20 protein-coding genes are annotated in these 17,175 nt (G+C 70.2%); 11 read left to right on the forward strand and 9 right to left on the reverse strand.

All coding sequences use genetic code 11. From position 1 onward, the window contains the following. The first annotated feature begins 47 nt into the window (after positions 1–47). From BM385_RS15530 to BM385_RS15550, 5 genes are read left to right on the forward strand one after another with little or no spacing between them, the layout of a single operon-like run. Positions 48–1,682, forward strand: a complete 1,635-nt coding sequence (locus BM385_RS15530) for a peptide ABC transporter substrate-binding protein (RefSeq protein ID WP_093843400.1) — start codon at positions 48–50, stop codon at positions 1,680–1,682. Between the two features lie 2 nt (positions 1,683–1,684). Then, positions 1,685–2,608 carry an ABC transporter permease gene (locus tag BM385_RS15535; protein ID WP_019434860.1) on the forward strand — a complete coding sequence of 308 codons (924 nt, stop codon included), beginning with the start codon at positions 1,685–1,687 and terminating at the stop codon, positions 2,606–2,608. Continuing rightward, complete coding sequence (locus BM385_RS15540) at positions 2,601–3,563, forward strand: ABC transporter permease (protein WP_019434861.1); 963 nt, start codon at positions 2,601–2,603, stop codon at positions 3,561–3,563. The genes BM385_RS15535 and BM385_RS15540 overlap by 8 nt, the downstream gene beginning before the upstream one ends. Positions 3,564–3,580: 17 nt before the next feature. After that, the gene (locus BM385_RS15545) at positions 3,581–4,555 is read left to right on the forward strand and encodes an ABC transporter ATP-binding protein (RefSeq protein ID WP_019434862.1); all 975 of its coding nucleotides are present in this window, start codon (positions 3,581–3,583) and stop codon (positions 4,553–4,555) included. After that, the gene (locus tag BM385_RS15550) at positions 4,548–5,576 is read left to right on the forward strand and encodes an ABC transporter ATP-binding protein (RefSeq protein ID WP_019434863.1); all 1,029 of its coding nucleotides are present in this window, start codon (positions 4,548–4,550) and stop codon (positions 5,574–5,576) included. Before BM385_RS15545 ends, BM385_RS15550 begins: the two co-directional genes overlap by 8 nt. A gap of 9 nt (positions 5,577–5,585) precedes the next feature. On the opposite strand, the gene BM385_RS15555 is transcribed toward BM385_RS15550, so the two are convergent. After that, on the reverse strand, positions 5,586–5,936 hold the full coding sequence (locus BM385_RS15555; protein ID WP_019434864.1) for a hypothetical protein: 351 nt from the start codon (positions 5,934–5,936) through the stop codon (positions 5,586–5,588). Further along, positions 5,933–6,361 carry an ATP-binding protein gene (locus tag BM385_RS15560; protein ID WP_093843401.1) on the reverse strand — a complete coding sequence of 143 codons (429 nt, stop codon included), beginning with the start codon at positions 6,359–6,361 and terminating at the stop codon, positions 5,933–5,935. The genes BM385_RS15555 and BM385_RS15560 overlap by 4 nt, the downstream gene beginning before the upstream one ends. A gap of 230 nt (positions 6,362–6,591) precedes the next feature. On the opposite strand from BM385_RS15560, the gene BM385_RS15565 reads away from it, so the two are divergent. The 6 genes from BM385_RS15565 to BM385_RS15590 all read left to right on the forward strand — a co-directional run bounded on the left by BM385_RS15565 (position 6,592) and on the right by BM385_RS15590 (position 10,504). Beyond that, positions 6,592–7,452, forward strand: coding sequence for a helix-turn-helix domain-containing protein (locus BM385_RS15565; RefSeq protein ID WP_093843402.1), 861 nt, complete (start codon positions 6,592–6,594; stop codon positions 7,450–7,452). 9 nt (positions 7,453–7,461) lie between these two features. After that, complete coding sequence (locus BM385_RS15570; protein WP_093843403.1) at positions 7,462–7,656, forward strand: DUF397 domain-containing protein; 195 nt, start codon at positions 7,462–7,464, stop codon at positions 7,654–7,656. 47 nt (positions 7,657–7,703) lie between these two features. Continuing rightward, positions 7,704–7,925 (forward strand): DUF397 domain-containing protein, encoded by a 222-nt coding sequence (locus BM385_RS15575; RefSeq protein ID WP_254791621.1) that lies wholly within the window; start codon positions 7,704–7,706, stop codon positions 7,923–7,925. Further along, on the forward strand, positions 7,925–8,116 hold the full coding sequence (locus BM385_RS15580; RefSeq protein WP_175543005.1) for a DUF397 domain-containing protein: 192 nt from the start codon (positions 7,925–7,927) through the stop codon (positions 8,114–8,116). Before BM385_RS15575 ends, BM385_RS15580 begins: the two co-directional genes overlap by 1 nt. A 103-nt stretch (positions 8,117–8,219) precedes the next feature. Then, positions 8,220–9,068, forward strand: a complete 849-nt coding sequence (locus BM385_RS15585; protein ID WP_093843406.1) for a helix-turn-helix domain-containing protein — start codon at positions 8,220–8,222, stop codon at positions 9,066–9,068. Between the two features lie 308 nt (positions 9,069–9,376). Beyond that, positions 9,377–10,504: a methyltransferase domain-containing protein gene (locus tag BM385_RS15590; RefSeq protein ID WP_175543006.1), complete on the forward strand. Its 1,128-nt coding sequence runs from the start codon at positions 9,377–9,379 to the stop codon at positions 10,502–10,504. 62 nt (positions 10,505–10,566) lie between these two features. Here BM385_RS15590 and BM385_RS15595 read toward each other — a convergent pair whose 3' ends face one another. The 7 genes from BM385_RS15595 to BM385_RS15625 form a co-directional block, all read right to left on the reverse strand. After that, positions 10,567–12,210: a hypothetical protein gene (locus BM385_RS15595; protein WP_019434872.1), complete on the reverse strand. Its 1,644-nt coding sequence runs from the start codon at positions 12,208–12,210 to the stop codon at positions 10,567–10,569. Positions 12,211–12,464: 254 nt separating this feature from the next. Continuing rightward, on the reverse strand, positions 12,465–12,839 hold the full coding sequence (locus tag BM385_RS15600) for a DUF6113 family protein (RefSeq protein WP_019434873.1): 375 nt from the start codon (positions 12,837–12,839) through the stop codon (positions 12,465–12,467). After that, a complete protein-coding gene (gene mshB / locus BM385_RS15605; protein WP_093843407.1) occupies positions 12,836–13,696 on the reverse strand; it encodes an N-acetyl-1-D-myo-inositol-2-amino-2-deoxy-alpha-D-glucopyranoside deacetylase in 861 nt (286 codons plus the stop codon). The genes BM385_RS15600 and mshB overlap by 4 nt, the downstream gene beginning before the upstream one ends. A 13-nt stretch (positions 13,697–13,709) precedes the next feature. Then, entirely contained in the window at positions 13,710–13,904 is a 195-nt protein-coding gene (locus BM385_RS15610) for a hypothetical protein (protein WP_026047610.1), read from the reverse strand. 162 nt (positions 13,905–14,066) lie between these two features. Then, a complete protein-coding gene (locus BM385_RS15615; RefSeq protein WP_093843408.1) occupies positions 14,067–15,161 on the reverse strand; it encodes an ABC transporter ATP-binding protein in 1,095 nt (364 codons plus the stop codon). Next, complete coding sequence (locus tag BM385_RS15620) at positions 15,158–16,186, reverse strand: ABC transporter ATP-binding protein (RefSeq protein ID WP_093843409.1); 1,029 nt, start codon at positions 16,184–16,186, stop codon at positions 15,158–15,160. The genes BM385_RS15615 and BM385_RS15620 overlap by 4 nt, the downstream gene beginning before the upstream one ends. 8 nt (positions 16,187–16,194) lie before the next feature. Beyond that, positions 16,195–17,172: an ABC transporter permease gene (locus BM385_RS15625; RefSeq protein ID WP_019434878.1), complete on the reverse strand. Its 978-nt coding sequence runs from the start codon at positions 17,170–17,172 to the stop codon at positions 16,195–16,197. Between the last annotated feature and the right edge of the window lie 3 nt (positions 17,173–17,175).

Consider the following 17,175-nt stretch of genomic DNA (forward strand, 5'->3'; position numbering starts at 1 on the left):
CATATATTGCCTTAATGCGACTTTCGGCAGTCCGAGGAGGCCATCCCATGCGCGCAGCCACCCGCCTGAGCTGGGCCATCGCCGCCACGACCGTCCTCGCCCTCACCGCCACCTCCTGCGGCGGCGGCAACGGCACGGCCGGCGGCAGCGCCGGGGTCGTCCGGGCCTCCTGGGGTGACCCTCAGCACCCGCTGGAGCCCGCCAACACCAACGAGGTGCAGGGCGGCAAGGTCCTCGACATGATCTTCCGGGGCCTCAAGCGCTACAACCCGGAGACCGGCGAGGCCGAGGACGAGATGGCCGAGTCCATCGAGACGACCGACCAGCAGAACTTCACCGTCAAGATCAAGCCCGGCTGGACCTTCTCCGACGGCACCCCGGTCACCGCCAGCTCCTACGTCGACGCCTGGAACTATGGCGCCCATCTGGAGAACGCCCAGATCGCCAGCTACTTCTTCCAGTTCATCGAGGGCTACGAGGACGTCCACCCGTCCGACGAGAACGCCACCCCCAGCGCCGACACCATGAGCGGCCTCGCCGTCGTCGACGACCACACCTTCACCGTCCGGCTCACCGAACCGTTCTCGCTGTGGCCCGAGACGCTCGGGTACGCCGCGTACGCCCCGCTCCCGCGCGCCTTCTTCGACGACCACGACGCCTGGCTGGCCAAGCCGATCGGCAACGGCCCGTACAAGATCGACACGTACACCAAGAGCCAGAGCATGAAACTGGTGAAGTACGAGGACTACGCCGGCCCCGACAAGGCGCAGAACGAAGGCGTGGAACTGCGGGTCTACACCGACAACAACACCGCGTACACCGACCTCCAGGCCGGCAACCTCGACGTCATCGACGACGTGCCCGCCTCCCAGCTGTCGAACGCCGAGAAGGACCTCGGCGACCGCTTCATCAACCAGCCGGCCGGCATCATCCAGACCGTCTCCTTCCCGCTCTACGACCCCGCCTGGAGCAGCCCGGAGGCCGCCAAGGTCCGGCAGGGCCTGTCGATGGCCATCGACCGCGAGGAGATCACCTCCAAGATCTACTTCGACACCCGCACCCCGGCCACCGACTTCACCTCACCCGTCCTCGGCGACGCCGGCGGCTACGAGGAAGGACTGTGCGGCGAGTTCTGCACCTTCGACCCCGAGCGCGCCCGGCAGCTCATCGAGGAGGGCGGCGGCCTGCCAGGCGGCAAGGTCACCCTCAGCTCGAATGTGGACACCGGCTCCCACCGCCAGTGGATGGACGCCGCCTGCAACAGCATCAACAACGTGCTGGACAACACCGCCGCCTGCACCGTCAACCCGGTGCCCACCTTCGCGGACTTCCGCAACCAGGTGACCAACCGGCAGATGACCGGCATGTTCCGCACCGGCTGGCAGATGGACTACCCGCTCATCCAGAACTTCCTCCAGCCGCTGTACTACACCGATGCCTCCTCCAACGACGCCGTGTACTCCAGCCCCGAGTTCGACCGGCTCGTCAACGAGGCCAACAGCGCCTCCGACGAGGAAGAGGCCGTCGCCAAGTTCCGGGACGCCGAACGCGTCCTCGTCCAGGACATGCCGGCCATCCCGCTGTGGTACCAGAACGGCACCGCCGCCTACTCCACCCGCGTCAGCGACGTCAAGCTCAACCCGTTCTCCGTCCCCGTCTACACGGACATCAAGGTCAGCTGACCATGGGGCGTTACGTCGTACGCCGCCTGCTCCAGATGATCCCGGTCTTCATCGGGGCCACCTTCCTCATCTTCGTCATGGTGTACGCGCTCGGCGACCCGGTCGCGGCCCTCTTCGGCGACCGGGCGCCCGACCCCGCCACCGCCCGCCAACTGCGCGCCGAATTCAACCTCGACAAGCCCGTGTGGCAGCAATACCTGCTCTACATGGGCAACATCTTCACCGGCGACTTCGGCACCGCCTTCAACGGCGAACCCGTCACCGACCTGATGGGCCGCGCCTTCCCCATCAGCTTCCGGCTGATGCTCACCGCCCTGGTCATCGAACTCGTCCTCGGTATCCTCCTCGGCGTCATCACCGGACTGCGCCGCGGCCGGGCCTTCGACACCTCCATCCTCATGGCCACCCTGGTCGTGATCGCCATCCCCACCTTCGTGCTGGGCACCACCGCCCAGTTCCTCTTCGGCGTCCAGCTCGGCTGGATCAACCCCGCCGTCAGCCCCGAGGGCCGCTTCAGCGAACTCCTCCTGCCCGGCATCATCCTCGCCCTGGTCTCGCTCGCCTACGTCACCCGGCTCACCCGCACCTCGGTCGCCGAGAACACCCGCGCCGACTACATCCGCACCGCCGTCGCCAAGGGCCTGCCGCGCCGCCGGGTGACCGTACGCCACCTGCTGCGCAACTCCCTCATCCCGGTGGTCACCTACCTCGGCGCCGACATCGGCACCCTGATGGCCGGCGCCATCGTCACCGAGCGCATCTTCAACATCCAGGGCGTCGGATTCCAGCTCTACCAGGGCATCCTGCGGCAGAACTCACCCACCGTCGTGGGCTTCGTGGTGGTCCTCGTCCTCATCTTCCTGCTCGCCAATCTGCTGGTCGACCTCCTGTACGCCGTGCTCGACCCGAGGATTCGCTATGTCTGAACCGCCCCAGCCACCGCCCGTAGGACCCCCCGAAGCCCCCATCGCGATCGCGGCGGGCGACGGCCGGGGCGAACCGGCCACGCCCACCGGCGCGGAACCGGGACGCGCGCGCAGCCTGTGGTCGGACGCCTGGCACGACCTGCGCCGCAACCCGGTCTTCGTCATCTCCGCGCTGCTGATCTGCTTCCTCGTGCTGATCTCGATCTGGCCCTCGCTCATCGCCACCGAGTCACCGCTGCGCTGCCAGCTCTCCCGCTCCCTGGAGGGCGCCTCCGCCGGCCACTGGTTCGGCTTCGACACCCAGGGCTGCGACGTGTACACCCGCACCGTCTACGGGGCCCGCGCCTCCATCGCCGTCGGGGTGTGCGCCACCCTCGGCGTCGCCCTGGTGGGGACGGTCATCGGCGGGCTCGCCGGCTTCTTCGGCGGCTTCTGGGACGCCCTGCTCTCCCGGGTCACCGACATGTTCTTCGGCATCCCGCTGATCCTGGGCGCCATCGTCTTCCTCAGCATGATCAAGCTCTCCGGCATCTGGCCGGTGGTCCTGGTGATCGCCGCACTGAGCTGGCCGCAGATCGCCCGTATCGCGCGCGGCGCCGTCATCACCGCCAAACAGAACGACTACGTGCAGGCCGCCCGCGCCCTCGGCGCCTCGCACGCCCGCATCCTGCTGCGGCACATCCTGCCGAACGCCATCGCCCCGGTGATCGTGATGGCCACCATCATGCTCGGCACGTTCATCGCCCTGGAGGCCACCCTCAGCTACCTCGGCGTCGGCCTGCGCCCGCCCACCGTCTCCTGGGGCGTGGACATCTCCGCCGCCTCCACCGGGATGCAGTTCCGCAACGCCCCGCACATCCTGCTCTACCCGGCCGCCGCGCTGTCGCTGACGGTCCTGGCGTTCATCATGCTCGGCGACGCGGTGCGCGACGCCCTCGACCCCAAGCTGCGCTGAAGGGGAGGCCACCGGCCATGCTGCTGGAAGTACAGGACCTGCACGTCGAGTTCACCAGCCGGGACGGACTGGTCAATGCGGTGAACGGCGTCAGCTACGCGGTGGACGCCGGCCAGACCCTGGCGGTGCTGGGCGAATCGGGCTCCGGCAAGTCGGTGACCGCCCAGGCCATCATGGGCATCCTCGACTCGCCGCCCGGCCGCATCAGCAAGGGAAAGATCCTCTTCCGGGGCGAGGACCTGCTCACCATGGGCCGCGAGGCCAGACGCCGGATCCGCGGTGAGAAAATGGCGATGATCTTCCAGGACGCGCTGTCCTCCCTCAACCCGGTGCTGCCCGTCGGCTACCAGCTCGGCGAGATGTTCCGGGTGCACCGCGGCGCCTCCCGCAAGGAGTCGAAGGCCGCCGCCATCGAACTCATGGAACGGGTCCGCATCCCGGCCGCCAGGGAACGGGTGGGCGACTACCCGCACCAGTTCTCCGGCGGCATGCGCCAGCGCATCATGATCGCGATGGCCCTCGCCCTCGAACCCGACCTCATCATCGCCGACGAGCCCACCACCGCCCTGGACGTCACCGTCCAGGCCCAGGTCATGGACCTGCTCTCCGAACTCCAGCAGGAGTACCGGATGGGCCTCATCCTCATCACCCACGACCTGGGCGTCGTCGCCGACGCCGCCGATGTCATCGCCGTCATGTACGCGGGCAAGATCGTCGAACACGCCCCGGTGGACGCCCTGTACAAGCGCCCCGCCCACCCGTACACCAAGGGCCTGCTGGAATCGATCCCGCGCCTGGACCGCAAGGGCCAGGACCTGTACGCCATCAAGGGACTGCCGCCCAACCTCGCCCGCATCCCGCCCGGCTGCTCCTTCCACCCCCGCTGCCCCATCGCCCGCGACCGCTGCGCCGTGGACGTCCCCCCGCTGTACGAGGTGGCCCCGGACCGCTCCAGCGCCTGCCACTACTGGAAGGAGACGATCGGTGACTGAGGCGCTGCTGGAGGTCCGCGACCTCGTCAAGCACTTCCCGCTCACCCAGGGCATCCTCTTCCAGCGCCAGGTCGGCGCCGTCCAGGCCGTGGACGGCGTCTCGTTCACCCTCGCGCCCGGTGAGACGCTGGGCGTGGTGGGCGAGTCGGGCTGCGGCAAGTCGACGGTGGCCAAGCTGGTGATGAGCCTGGAGAAGCCCACCGCCGGGGAGATCTTCTACAAGGGCGAGGACATCACCCGGCTGAGCGGCCGGGCGCTGAAGGCGGTGCGGCGCAACATCCAGATGGTGTTCCAGGACCCGTACACCTCGCTCAACCCGAGGATGACGGTCGGCGACATCATCGGCGAACCGTACGAGATCCACCCCGAGGCCGCCCCCAAGGGCGACCGGCGGCGCCGGGTACGGGAACTGCTGGACGTGGTCGGCCTCAACCCCGAGTACATCAACCGTTATCCGCACCAGTTCTCCGGCGGCCAGCGGCAGCGCATCGGCATCGCCCGCGGCCTGGCTCTCAACCCGGAGATCATCGTCGCGGACGAACCGGTCTCCGCCCTCGACGTCTCCGTCCAGGCGCAGGTGGTCAACCTGCTCGACCGGCTCCAGAACGAGTTCGGCCTCTCCTACATCGTGATCGCCCACGACCTCTCCATCGTGCGGCACATCTCCGACCGGATCGCCGTCATGTACCTGGGCAAGATCGTGGAGACCGGCACCGAGACCCAGATCTACGACCACCCCACCCACCCGTACACCCAGGCACTGCTGTCGGCCGTCCCGGTCCCCGACCCGGAACAGAGCGCGCTGCGCGAACGCATCATCCTCACCGGCGACGTCCCCTCCCCGGCCAACCCGCCCTCGGGCTGCCGCTTCCGCACCCGCTGCTGGAAGGCCCAGGACCTCTGCGCCCGCGTCGAACCACCCCTGACGGTCCCCGCCCCCTTCCCCGACCCGGCCACCGGGGCCCACCACCCCTCGGCCTGCCACTTCGCCGAGGAGAAGCAGCACGTGTCCGGGGCCTGAACGCCGGTCTCACCGCGCCCCCAGCCACAGCCCGGCGGCGGTGGAGGTGAGCGAGAGGATGCCCGCGATGGTGACGGCGGCGACGGAGTTGATCGCGGTGTCGTAGCGGCGCTCGTCGGCGGAGACCCCGTGGGTACTGGTGGTGGGCGCGCAGGGCTCCGGCGGAGCACCGCGCACCCAGCGGGCGAGCCGGGTGGTGCACGGCTCACAGGCATGGAACGGCCGGCTCCGGCCGAACCCCACGACCGGCCCGAGCCACATGACCAGGACCCCGGTCCTGGCACACATCAGGCAGTCGCCTTCCTCGGCCCACCCGGAGATCACATCGGTCTGCACCCACACCTGGGTCGGCACGTTCACCGGCCACCCCCCGGCAGCACGCACCGGAACCAGACGATCTTCCCGGCACAGCGGAGGGTCCGCTCACACCCGAACCCGTCCGCCATCTCCCGCAACATCCACAGCCCGCGCCCCGACTCTGCGGCCCAGTCCGGGGCGTTCCCCACCACCGGCAGTCGGTGGCATCGGTCGAAGACCTGCACTGTCACTTCCGTGCCGATCCGCATCATCCGCAGGTAGCAGCGCGGATTCTGCACGTGACGTGCCACGTTGGAGATCAGTTCCGAGACCCCCAGCCGCACGGTTTCCACGACGTCTCGCGAACCGCCCCATTCCCGAGCGACCTCACCTGCGGCGGAGCGCCAATGCTTCACCTCCACGGCGCAGGCGTTCAACGAACGGCCATACACGTTCTCGCGGTGGACGGCCTGGACCGGATCCCTCATCGCACCTCCAGCACGGAGCAAGGCAGACGAACGAAGCCACGCAGATCTGAGCAGCGGGCAAGTGGGGCTGCGCCAGGCTCGTTTGCGACTGCCCGGCGTCCTCGCGGACTAGAGTGCATCAGATCACATGGCGTATGCAAGAAGGGCTAATGCATACATTGCATTGTCTCCGTCCATCGGTCTCTCCGAGGTGGGGCACAGTGGGCCCGTGATGATGGAAAGGTGGAGACGTGCCACAGAAGCCGAAGATCCCGACCGTTCGTTTGCGCCGCCTCGCGGCTGAGCTGCGCAGCCTGCGCGCGGCTGCCGGCCTGACGCGTGATGAGGTGTCAGAGCGCACCGGCATCAACGCGACCACGCTGTACCGGGTCGAGACAGCCAAGACCAACCCCCAGAAGCGGACACTGATCGCGCTCCTGGACCTCTACGAAGCGGACCCTGGGCTTCGCGCTGAGGTCGCTTCCATGGCCGAAAGGGCCACCGAACAGGGCTGGCTTCGCCCGTACCACAGTGAACTTCCGCAGGAATACACTGCCTACATCAGCTTCGAGAACGAGGCTTGGGAGGTCCGCAACTACGAGTCGCTGTTCGTCCCGGGGCTGATCCAGACCGAGCAATACGCCAGAGCGGTGATCGCTGGGACACTCCCGCTCGCGAGTCCTGTGGAAGTGGACCAGCGCGTTCAGGCTCGCATGGACCGACAGGCCGTCCTCACCAAGGAGTCGCCCCTGCGGCTGAGGGCTGTCATAGACGAAGCAGTGTTGCACCGGGCAGTCGGTGGTCAGGACGTGATGCGCGCGCAGATGAGACACCTCTTGCAGGTGATGGACTTGCCGAACGTCAGCGTGCAAGCCATCCCGTTCTCCGCCGGAGCCCATCCGGGAATGCCTGGCTCGTTCGTCCTGATGGCGTTCGCCGACGCGGAGGAGCCCGAGATCGTCTACCTCGACAGCATGGCCGGCGATCTCTTCCTCGAAGCTCCCGTCGAAATGCGCAGATACAACACCATCTTCCATGACGTGATGAGCCAGGCTCTCAGCCCAACAGCGACAGCTGAGCTGATCACTAAGCTGATCAGAACAACCGTCTGAGGAGGTGACATGAAACAGAGCGATCTCAACGCGGTCATATGGCAGCGCAGCAGCTACAGCAGCGGGAACGGGCAGTGTGTCGAGGTGGCCCAGGGCTTCACGGGCGTGGTGCCGGTTCGGGACAGCAAGCACCCGGGTCCGGCCATCACAGTGCGGGCCGGCGCCTGGGATGCGTTCATCGCACACCTCAAGGCCCACGGTTGACGCCGCGACGCTCCAGAAGGAGTCACTGCGTGGGAGATGGACCTCCGGTGGCGAGATGGCGTAAGTCCAGCTACAGCAGTGGCGACACAGGCGCCTGCCTGGAGACCCGGATAACCTCCGACGGCCTGATAGCGGTCCGAGACAGCAAAAACCCCGGCCCGGCCACCATTGTGTCGGCCGGAGCCTGGGCAGCCTTTGTCGAACATCTCAAGGGTGAAGTGTGCGCCCTGCCATCGCAGGAGAATCCGATCGCGCGTAGGGGAATCTGATGCGACATGACCTGCCGATAGCGAGGTGGCGGAAGTCAAGCTACTCGGACGGGGGAAGCGGCAGTTGTCTGGAGACTCAGGTCACGGCGGACGGCGGGGTCGCGGTGGGCGACAGCAAGGACCGCTCGCGCGGTGCGTTCGTGTTCTCCGTCGCCGGGTGGTCCGCGTTCGTCAACCACCTCAAAGGTTGACGCGGCGCGTCATCGGGACGTCCGTCTCGGTCCCGGCACCGACCTGCACACCGGTGCCTCGCTGACTGCCATGACTACCGGCCGAGCTGACGGTCCGACCGCGATGTCCGCCTCCCCGTCCTCCAGCGTCCAGGCGGCCCGGCGCGTTCTCGCCGACCGGCTGCGGGAGTTGTGCGAGGACGCCGGGCTCGACGGCAAGTCGCTGGCGGCTGCGTGCGGCTGGCATCCCTCCAAGGTGTCGCGGATCGCCACGGCGAAAACTTCGCCGTCCGCCGACGACATCCGTGCCTGGTGCCGGGCCTGTGGCGCCGAGGACCAGACAGCGGACCTGATCGCCGCCCTCCGAGCCGTCGAGGGCATGTGGGTCCACTGGCACCGGATGGAGCGCGCCGGGCTGCGCCGGGCCCAGGAGGCTGTCCTCCCGCTGTACGATCGCACACTTTGGTTCCGTGCCTATTCACCCGGACTTGTCCCCGGGTTGCTCCAGACGTACCGGTACACCGAGGACGTCCTGCGCGGAGTACAGCGCCGCCGGGTTCCGGTGGACGATGTCGCGGAGGCGGTCGCCGTGCGCATGGAGCGCCAGTACGTCCTGTACGAGGGGCACCGGCGCTTCGCGTTCCTGCTGGAGGAGCCGGTACTGCGCAACGCGCTCGGCAGTGCGGAGACACAGCGGGAACAACTGGACCATCTGTTGATGGTCAGCTCGTTGCCGCACGTCAGCATCGGCGTCGTCCCCACACAGCTGGGGCGCCCGCGCATGCCGGTGGAAGGGTTCTGGATCTTCGACACGGCCCAGGTGAACGTCGAGTTGGTGTCCGGATATCTGACGTTGACCCAGCCCGGTGAGATCAAGGCGTACGCCGACACCTTCCTCATGCTGGCCGACACGGCGGTCTACGCCGCCCGGGCCCGCGCCCTGATCAGGGCGGCGATGTCCTCGATCGGGTGATGGCCTCGCAATCACCCGCAATCGCCTGGGCGTTGCGGTGCGCCTCTCCCTACCGTCGAAGCACGTGGCCGCGACCGCAGCGGCTCGCAGGGAACAGGAGGCAGCACCATGGGCAAGCACGACAAGCCCGATGACCACGGCGGGGACGGGCTCCCCGGGCAGCCGTGGAGCCCGCCCCAGCCACCGTCGCCCGACGGCGGCGCACCCGAAGGGGACGGGGACCGCCGGAAGTGACCGTTGGATCCGATCGGTCCGGCCGCGCCCGCTCCGCTGTGGGGCTGGCGCGGTTCCTTCGGGAGTCCGGGGCGATGAGCCGTGATTGGGCGGATGCCTTCGCGGCGGTGCCGCGTGAGGTGTTTCTGCCGGATCTGATGTGGCCGTACGACATGGACACCGGCGCGAGCCGTTCCGTGGACCGGCGGACGGACCCCGTGGCGTGGGAGCGCGCGGCGTACGCCAACGTTCCGATCACCACCCAGTGGGACGACGGGCAGCACACCGGGCCGGGGCCGGGGCGGGTGCCGACCAGTTCGGCGAGTATGCCGTCCGTCGTGACGCGGATGCTGGCCGACCTCGATGTCCGCCCCGGTGCCCGGGTGCTGGAGATCGGCACCGGGACCGGGCGGAACGCCGGGCTGCTCGCGGAGCGGCTCGGTGAGCGGTCCGTCGTGACCGTCGAGGTGGACGAGCGGGTCGCCGCCCGGGCGCGGGCCGCGCTCGGCAGTCTCGGGCTGTACCCGGAGGTGGTGTGCGCCGACGGCCGGTGGGGACATCCGGCGGGGGCGCCGTACGACCGGGTGATCGTCACCGCCGGGGTGCGGGGGTTCCCGCCGGCGTGGCTCGCGCAGACCCGGCCCGGTGGGGTGATCCTCGCCCCGTGGGGTACCCACTACTCCCACGAGGACGCCCTGGTGCGGCTGACGGTGGCGGAGGACGGGAGCGCGAGCGGGCCGTTTCTCCGGCCGCTGGAGTTCATGAAGATCCGCGCCCAGCGCCTGGACTGGCGGCGGTTCGCCGGGCATGTCGGGGCGTATCCGGGGGACGCCGCCGCGTCGGTGACCTCGGTCCCGCTCGCGGAGCTGGGGGAGGGGCGGCCCTTCCGGGGCGCGCGGTTCGTCCTGGGGTTGTGTGTGCCGGAGTGCGCCCAGGTGCTGAATACGGGGGAGGGGGAGGCGACGCTCTGGTTCTTCGACATGACCGAGGGCTCCCGGGCCTGGGCGTCGGTCCGGTTCCGCGACGGGGAGCGGGAGGCCACCGTCCATCAGTGGGGGCCGCGCCGGTTGTGGGACGAGGTGGCGCGGGCGCTGGCGTGGTGGCGGGAGCGGGGGCGCCCCGGGGTGGACGGGTTCGGGCTGACCGTGACGCCGGAAGGGGGCTGCCGGCCGTGGTGCGGTGGGCCGGGGGAGCCGGTGCCGTCCTTCGGGGGTGGGGGATAGCGGACGGGACAGCGGAAGGCCCGGCGCCAGTGGGGTGGGGCCGGGCCTTCGGGGGGTCGGGGTCAGCTCGGGTCGAGGTCGATGACCGCGACGCGTTTGGCCGGGTCCGTTTCGCGCAGGGCTTCGCGCAGGGCGCCGGCCACGTCGGTCGGTTCGACCGGGGTCTGGGTGCCGTTGCCCCGGGTCACCAGGACGCTGTCGAACTGGGAGCCGTAGAGGGACGCCAGGATCTCCAGGTCGTAGACGTCCACCAGGGTGCCGTCCACCGCCTTCATGGAGAGGAACTGGTAAATGGAGTTCTCCGGGCTCATCGGCAGGGTGATGCCGCCGGCCTCGATGTAGACCATGTCCGACATCGCGGGCTCGGCGAACTCCGCCATCGCCCGGGCCACCTCTTCCTCGGTGATCTCCGGCTCGACCGTGGTGGTCGGCAGCGTCACCGGGGTGTTCTCGCCGCCGGCCGCGCGGGTGCGGAAGGCCGACTCCACGGCGTCCGCCGCGGCCTCGACGTTGATGCCCTCGCCCGCCTTGCCCGGCTGCGCCTGCGGTCCGGCGCTGCTGAAGGTGATGGAGCCCTCCACCGGGGCGCCCGAGCCGAGGTCGGCCGTCAGGTCCTCCAGGGCCACGGTCAGCTTCTCCCGGTCGACCGCGAAGACCGCGTCCATCGGGCGCTCGCTGCCGAGCAGGGAGCCGAAGACGGACGCCGGCGCGTAGTCGGGGCCCGCGGCGGCGCGGACGGTCGCCTCGGTGTCCACCGCCAGGCCCGCCACGCTGGGCTTCAGCTCCAGTTCCGCGTCGCCGACCTGGAGCAGCAGCGGCGCGTTGTTGGCCTCGTCCACCGCCGCGTCCAGCAGGGCGACGGCCTCCTGGGTGGTGCGCCCGCCGATGTCCTGGCCGAGCACGGTGGTGCCCTTGGGCACGTCCTCCTGGTTGAGCAGCAGCCCGGTGCCGTAGGCGGCGACGCCCAGCAGCACCACGGCGACCACCACGAGCTTGCCCAGCTTGCCCGCCTTGCCCTTGGCCTTCTTGGGGGCGGCTGGGGCCGCCGGGGCCGGCGCGGGGGCCGGCTCCTCGGGGTCCTCGTCGAAGTCGAGCGCCGGGGGCGGTACGGCCGGGCCGCCGGCCGGTTCGCCGAAGACCGGGATCGCGGCGGTGTCGCCGTGGCCCGGCGGGGGCGGCGGCGGGAACGGCCCGCCCAGGTCCAGGGTGGGGCCGCCCGGCTCGTCCGTCACGGCGGCGGGCAGGGCCAGGTCGCCGGTCGCCGGTCCCGTGGTGGGGCCGGACGGCGCGCTGGTGCTCACCGGGCGGGGCGGCAACCCGGTGCCCTCGGGCGGGGTGTCCGGGAACCACGCCGGGTTGGGGCCGGTCTCGTCCGGCTGGGGCTTGCGCGGTGCCGGGGGCGCGTCGAAGGTGGTGTCGCCCAGCGACAGGGCGCCGGTCTCCTCCGCCTGCGGGGGCTTGCGCGGCTCGAACCACGAGCTGGTCTTCTTCTTGGCCGGCGCCGCCGACTCGCCCAGGCCGCTGGAGGTCGCCCCGGTGGCCTTCGGCCGGACCGGCAGCCCGGGCAGTCCGGGCGCCGCCGGAGCGCGGTCGGCGGTGGCCGCCGGCGTTTCGTCCCCTGCCGCGTCGTCGTCCAGCGTCTCGCGCATGACAACGGGCGGAATCGGCCGGGATCCGGGGATGTTGATCCGGATCCGGGTCGTCATCGTGGTCTCGGTCTTCTTCTCCGCCGGCTGCGCCGCACCCGGCGGGGTACCGTCGTTCCCCTCGCTGCGCTGGGGGTCCCATCCCCGGGGACTGGGGGACGGACTGTCAGTTTCACGACTCAAGGCAGGATCTCCCGGTTGGTTTCACCGGCCGGCCCGGATCACTGGCCGGGGCCGGGCGGCAGCCCCACCATACTGGGGTCGCCGCGAACGTACGGCCTCAGCACGAGATTGGCACATCCGTGCCCGGGGGTTCACCGGCGGGCGCCGGGCAGCCGCTCGGGCGGCACCCAGAACATCGGACGGCCGACCGGTGCGAGGGCCCAGCACACTCCGGCCAGGACCATACCGCCCAGCAGGAAGATGTAACTCGTCGCCCCCGTCGCGAAGATGAAATCGCCCTGCGGCCGGGAACCGGTGAGCGCGAGCACCGCGAGCACCCAGCCGGCCGCCGGAGCGCCCACCCCGGCGCGCGAACGGGTCAGCAGTGCGCCGCCGAGGAACAACGCCGCCGCCCCTGCGAGTGACAGCAGCAGGCCCAGCGGTGACCAGCCGGCCTGGATCAGCGATCCGGCGATCCCGCCCACGACGCCCAGCACGCCGAGCCCGACGTAGACCGCGATTCTCATCGGCTCTCCTCCAGGTCAAGACCGGCGAAGACGTCCGTGGCCCCGTCGGGCACCGGGACGCCCGCCGCCAGTGTGTAGTACTCGGTCTCCCACAGCGGCTGCACCAGATCGTTGGACAGGGCGAAGGACGTGCCGTCCTCCCGCACCCTGATCTGGGTGGCGTGCGCCGCCATGGCGCGCTGCTTGGCCGCCGCGTCGGCCGCCGTGCCGTGCACCGTGACCGCGACGGAGGCGTCCGGGACGACCCCGGGCAGGTCGCCGAGCGCCGCCACCGGTTCCGCGGCGCGGGCGGTGTCGGTCAGCGCGGACAGCCGCCGTCCGGCCTCGGTCGCGGGGAGGCAGTTGTACAGCACCCGGGCGATCCGGTGCCGGGGCGCGGCCAGCTCCGCGCCGCGCAGGGCGACCCGGTGCGCCTGGATGTGGTCGGGGTGGCCGTAACCGCCCTGCGGGTCGTAGGTGATCAGGACGTGCGGGCGGACGTCCTCGATGATGTCGGCCAGTTGCCGCCCGGCGAGGTCGGGGTCCGCGCCCCAGAAGGCGTTCGGCGCGCGGTTGGTGGCCAGGCCCATCATGCCGGAGTCCCGCCAGCGGCCCGCGCCGCCCAGCAGCCGGTGGTCGCGTACGCCGAGGGCCCGCATCGCGGCGGTCAGTTCCCGCTCGCGGTACGGGCCCAGGGCGTCTTCGCGGTCGGCGGCGAGATGCGCCTGCCCGGGCGGGATCACCTCGCCCTCCTCGCCGAGGGTGCAGGTGACCAGCGTCACCCGGGCGCCGGCGGCCACGGCTGCCGCCATCGTCACGCCGTTGCCGATCGACTCGTCGTCGGGGTGGGCGTGCACCAGCAGCAGACGCGGACTCATGCCCCGAGCTTACTCAGAACGAGAGATTGCTGATCATCCCGGCCACACTGGAGGTCACGTCGTTGATGGTGGGTGCGATGTTGGAGCTGGCGAGATAGAAGCCGAACAGCACACACACCAGCGCGTGAATGCCCTTGAGTCCCGCCTTCTTGATCAGCAGGAAGACAATGATCGCGAAGAGCAGCACTGCGGAGACGGAGAGCGCCACCGGGATCACCTCCAGGTCGTGACCGGGTCCGGGCAGGGGGAGCGGCCCCTGGGCCGGGGTTGCCCAGTGGATGTCCTACCCATCGTGCGCAACGGACTATAACGATCAACGTGGCGGCATAACTCGGTGCACAGGAGCAGAAGAGGGGCGCACGCCCCCGTCTCACGACGGCTCGCGCATCACGATGTCGTGCTCCCTGGCAACGGTCGAACCTTCTTCCGGGTAGTGGCAGGCGGTGAGGTGCCCCGGACCGTTGCCCTCGATCCGCACCAGCGGCGGCTCCTCGGCGGCGCAGCGCTGCGTGGCCTTCCAGCAGCGGGTGCGGAAGCGGCACCCGGAGGGCGGGGCGGCGGGGGAGGGGACGTCCCCGGCCAGCCGGATCCGCTCCCTGCGCCGGCCGCCGGTGGCGGTACCGGATGCGGCCGTCGTCCCGTCCGGTTCCTCCTCGTCCGACAGATCGACCTCCGGCACCGCCGACAGCAGGGCGTGGGTGTACGGATGGCGGGGGTGTTCGTAGATGGCCTCGCGGTCCCCGACCTCCACGATCCGGCCCAGGTACATCACCGCCACCCGCTGCGAGAAGTGCCGCACCACGGCGAGGTCGTGGGCGATGAACAGAAAGGCGATCCCCAGTTCGCGCTGCACCCGGCGCAGCAGGTTGACGACCTGGGCCTGGATGGAGACGTCCAGCGCCGAGACCGGCTCGTCCGCGATGATCAGCTTGGGGTCCAGCGCCAGCGCCCTGGCCACCCCGATCCGCTGCCGCTGGCCGCCGGAGAACTCGTGCGGGAAGCGGTTGTAGTGCTCGGGGTTGAGGCCGACCGTCTCCAGCAGCTCCCGGACCCGCGCCTCCCGGCCGCCGGGCGGCCGGATGCCGTTGATCTCCATCGGGCCGCCGATGATGGTGCCCACCGTCTGGCGCGGGTTGAGCGAGGAGTACGGGTCCTGGAAGATCATCTGGATCTCGGAGCGCACCGGCGCCAGCTCCCGGCGCCCGGCGCGGGTGATGTCGCGCCCCCGGTAGGAGATGGTGCCGTCGGTCGGGTCGAGCAGCCGGGCGAGCAGCCGTCCGGTGGTGGACTTGCCGCAGCCGGACTCGCCGACCAGGCCGAAACTCTCGCCCTCGTGCACCGTGAGGTCCAGGCCGTCCACCGCGCGCACCGCGCCGACCGTGCGGCGGAACGGGAAGCCGCCCTTGACGGGGAAGTGCTTGGTCAGTCCGCGGGCCGTCATCAGCGGGGCGGGGCCGTCGGTCATCGCGGCTGTCCTTCCAGGCGGGGGCGTACGTGGACATCGAACAGCGTCCGCCGCTGCCCGGCGTCCAGATGGCAGGCCGCGCCCCGGCCGTCCGGCAGGGCGGGCCGCTCCTCCGTGCAGCGTTCCGGCGGGTCCACCGCGTCCCGGTGGGCGCAGCGCGGGGCGAACGGGCAGCCGGCCGGGGGGTGCAGCAGGCTGGGCGGGGAGCCGGGGATGGGCAGGAGTTCGCGCTCGGTGTCCCCGGTGAGCCGGGGCATGGAGCCCAGCAGGCCCCAGGTGTACGGGTGCTGGGGGCGGCGCAGTACCTCGCGGACGGTGCCGCGTTCCACGGCCCGGCCCGCGTACATCACCAGCACGTCGTCGCTGACCTGGGAGACCACGCCGAGGTCGTGGGTGATGAGGATGATGGCGGAGCCGAACTCCTGCTGGAGGTCGCGCAGCAGGTCCAGGATCTGGGCCTGGACGGTGACGTCCAGCGCGGTGGTGGGCTCGTCGGCGATGAGCAGGTCCGGGTCGCACACCAGCGCCATGGCGATCATGGCGCGCTGCCGCATGCCGCCGGAGAACTGGTGCGGGTAGTCGTCCACCCGCTGCCGGGGGTTGGGGATACCGACCTTGCCCAGCATCTCGATGGCCCGCTCGCGCGCCTCGCGTTTGCCGGCGCCGCGGTGCTTGCGGTAGGGCTCGGCGATCTGCCGGCCGATCGTGTAGTAGGGGGAGAGCGCGGTGAGCGGGTCCTGGAAGATCATCGCGGCCTTGTTGCCGCGCAGCCGCTGCAACTGCCGCTCGCCGGCGCCGATCAGCTGCTGCCCGTCCAGTTCGATGCCGCCCGCGATGGTGGTGGTGCGCGGGTTGTGCAGGCCGAGCACGGCCTGGTTGGCCACCGACTTGCCGGACCCCGACTCGCCGACGATGCCGAGGGTGCGGCCCCGCTCCAGGTCGAAGGAGAGCCCGTCCACGGCCTTGACCACGCCGTCCTCGGTGCCGAAGTGCACGCGCAGATCGCGTACCGACAGATAGCTCACGGATGCTCCTAGGACAGCCGCACGCGCGGGTCGATGAGGGCGTAGGCGGCGTCGACGACGATGTTGAAGAGGACGATCATCAGCGCGGCGAACAGCATCACGCCCATGAGCATCGGCAGGTTGGACTTGGTGACGGATTCGACGGCGAGCCGGCCGAGTCCGGGCAGGGCGAAGGTGTACTCGGTGACCATCGCGCCGCCGAACAGCGAGCCCATGTCGATGCCGATGATGGTGACGATGGGGATGAGGGAGCCGCGCCAGGCGTAGCGGAAGAACACGGTGGGCCGGGACATGCCCTTGGCCCGCGCGGTGCGGACGTGTTCCTCCTGGAGTTGTTCGATGAGGGTGGCGCGCGCCATGCGGGTGTAGTTGGCGGTGAAGATGGTGGAGAGCACCAGCCAGGGCAGCAGCAGGCCCTTGAACCAGCCGAGCGGGTCCTCGGTGAGGGGGACGTACTGGGGCTGGGGCAGCAGCTGGGTCTGGTAGACGAACAGCGCCAGGGCGAGCGGGCCGAGGAAGTAGATCTGCATGGAGGAGAGCACCAGCGAGGTGGAGCTCATCACCTTGTCGAGCAGGGTGCCGCGCCGCCAGGCGGCGAGCATGCCCAGGCCGAGGCCCAGGAAGAGGAAGACGACGGCGCCGCCGAGGGTGAGCGAGACGGTGGTGGGCAGCCGGTCGAGGATGGTGTCCAGGACGGGGCGGTTGTCGGCGAAGGAGAAGCCGAGGCAGGGGGCGGGGCAGGGCCCGGCGGCGAAGTCACGGCCGGCGAAGATGCCGATCATGTACTCCCAGTACTGCACGGGCACGGGCTTGTCGATGCCGAGGTTGCGTTCGACGATGGCGAGCTGGTCGGGTGTGCAGACCTTGCCGCAGGCCAGCAGGGCGGGGTTGCGGGGGATCGCGTAGAAGAGGAAGAAGGTGACGGCGCTGATGATCAGCAGGATGGCGACGGCACCCAGCGAGCGCCGGAAGAGAAAACGGAGCATCTG

The sequence above is a fragment of the Streptomyces harbinensis genome (assembly GCF_900116145.1).
In the GTDB taxonomy this organism is placed as follows: Bacteria; Actinomycetota; Actinomycetes; order Streptomycetales; family Streptomycetaceae; genus Streptomyces; species Streptomyces carpaticus.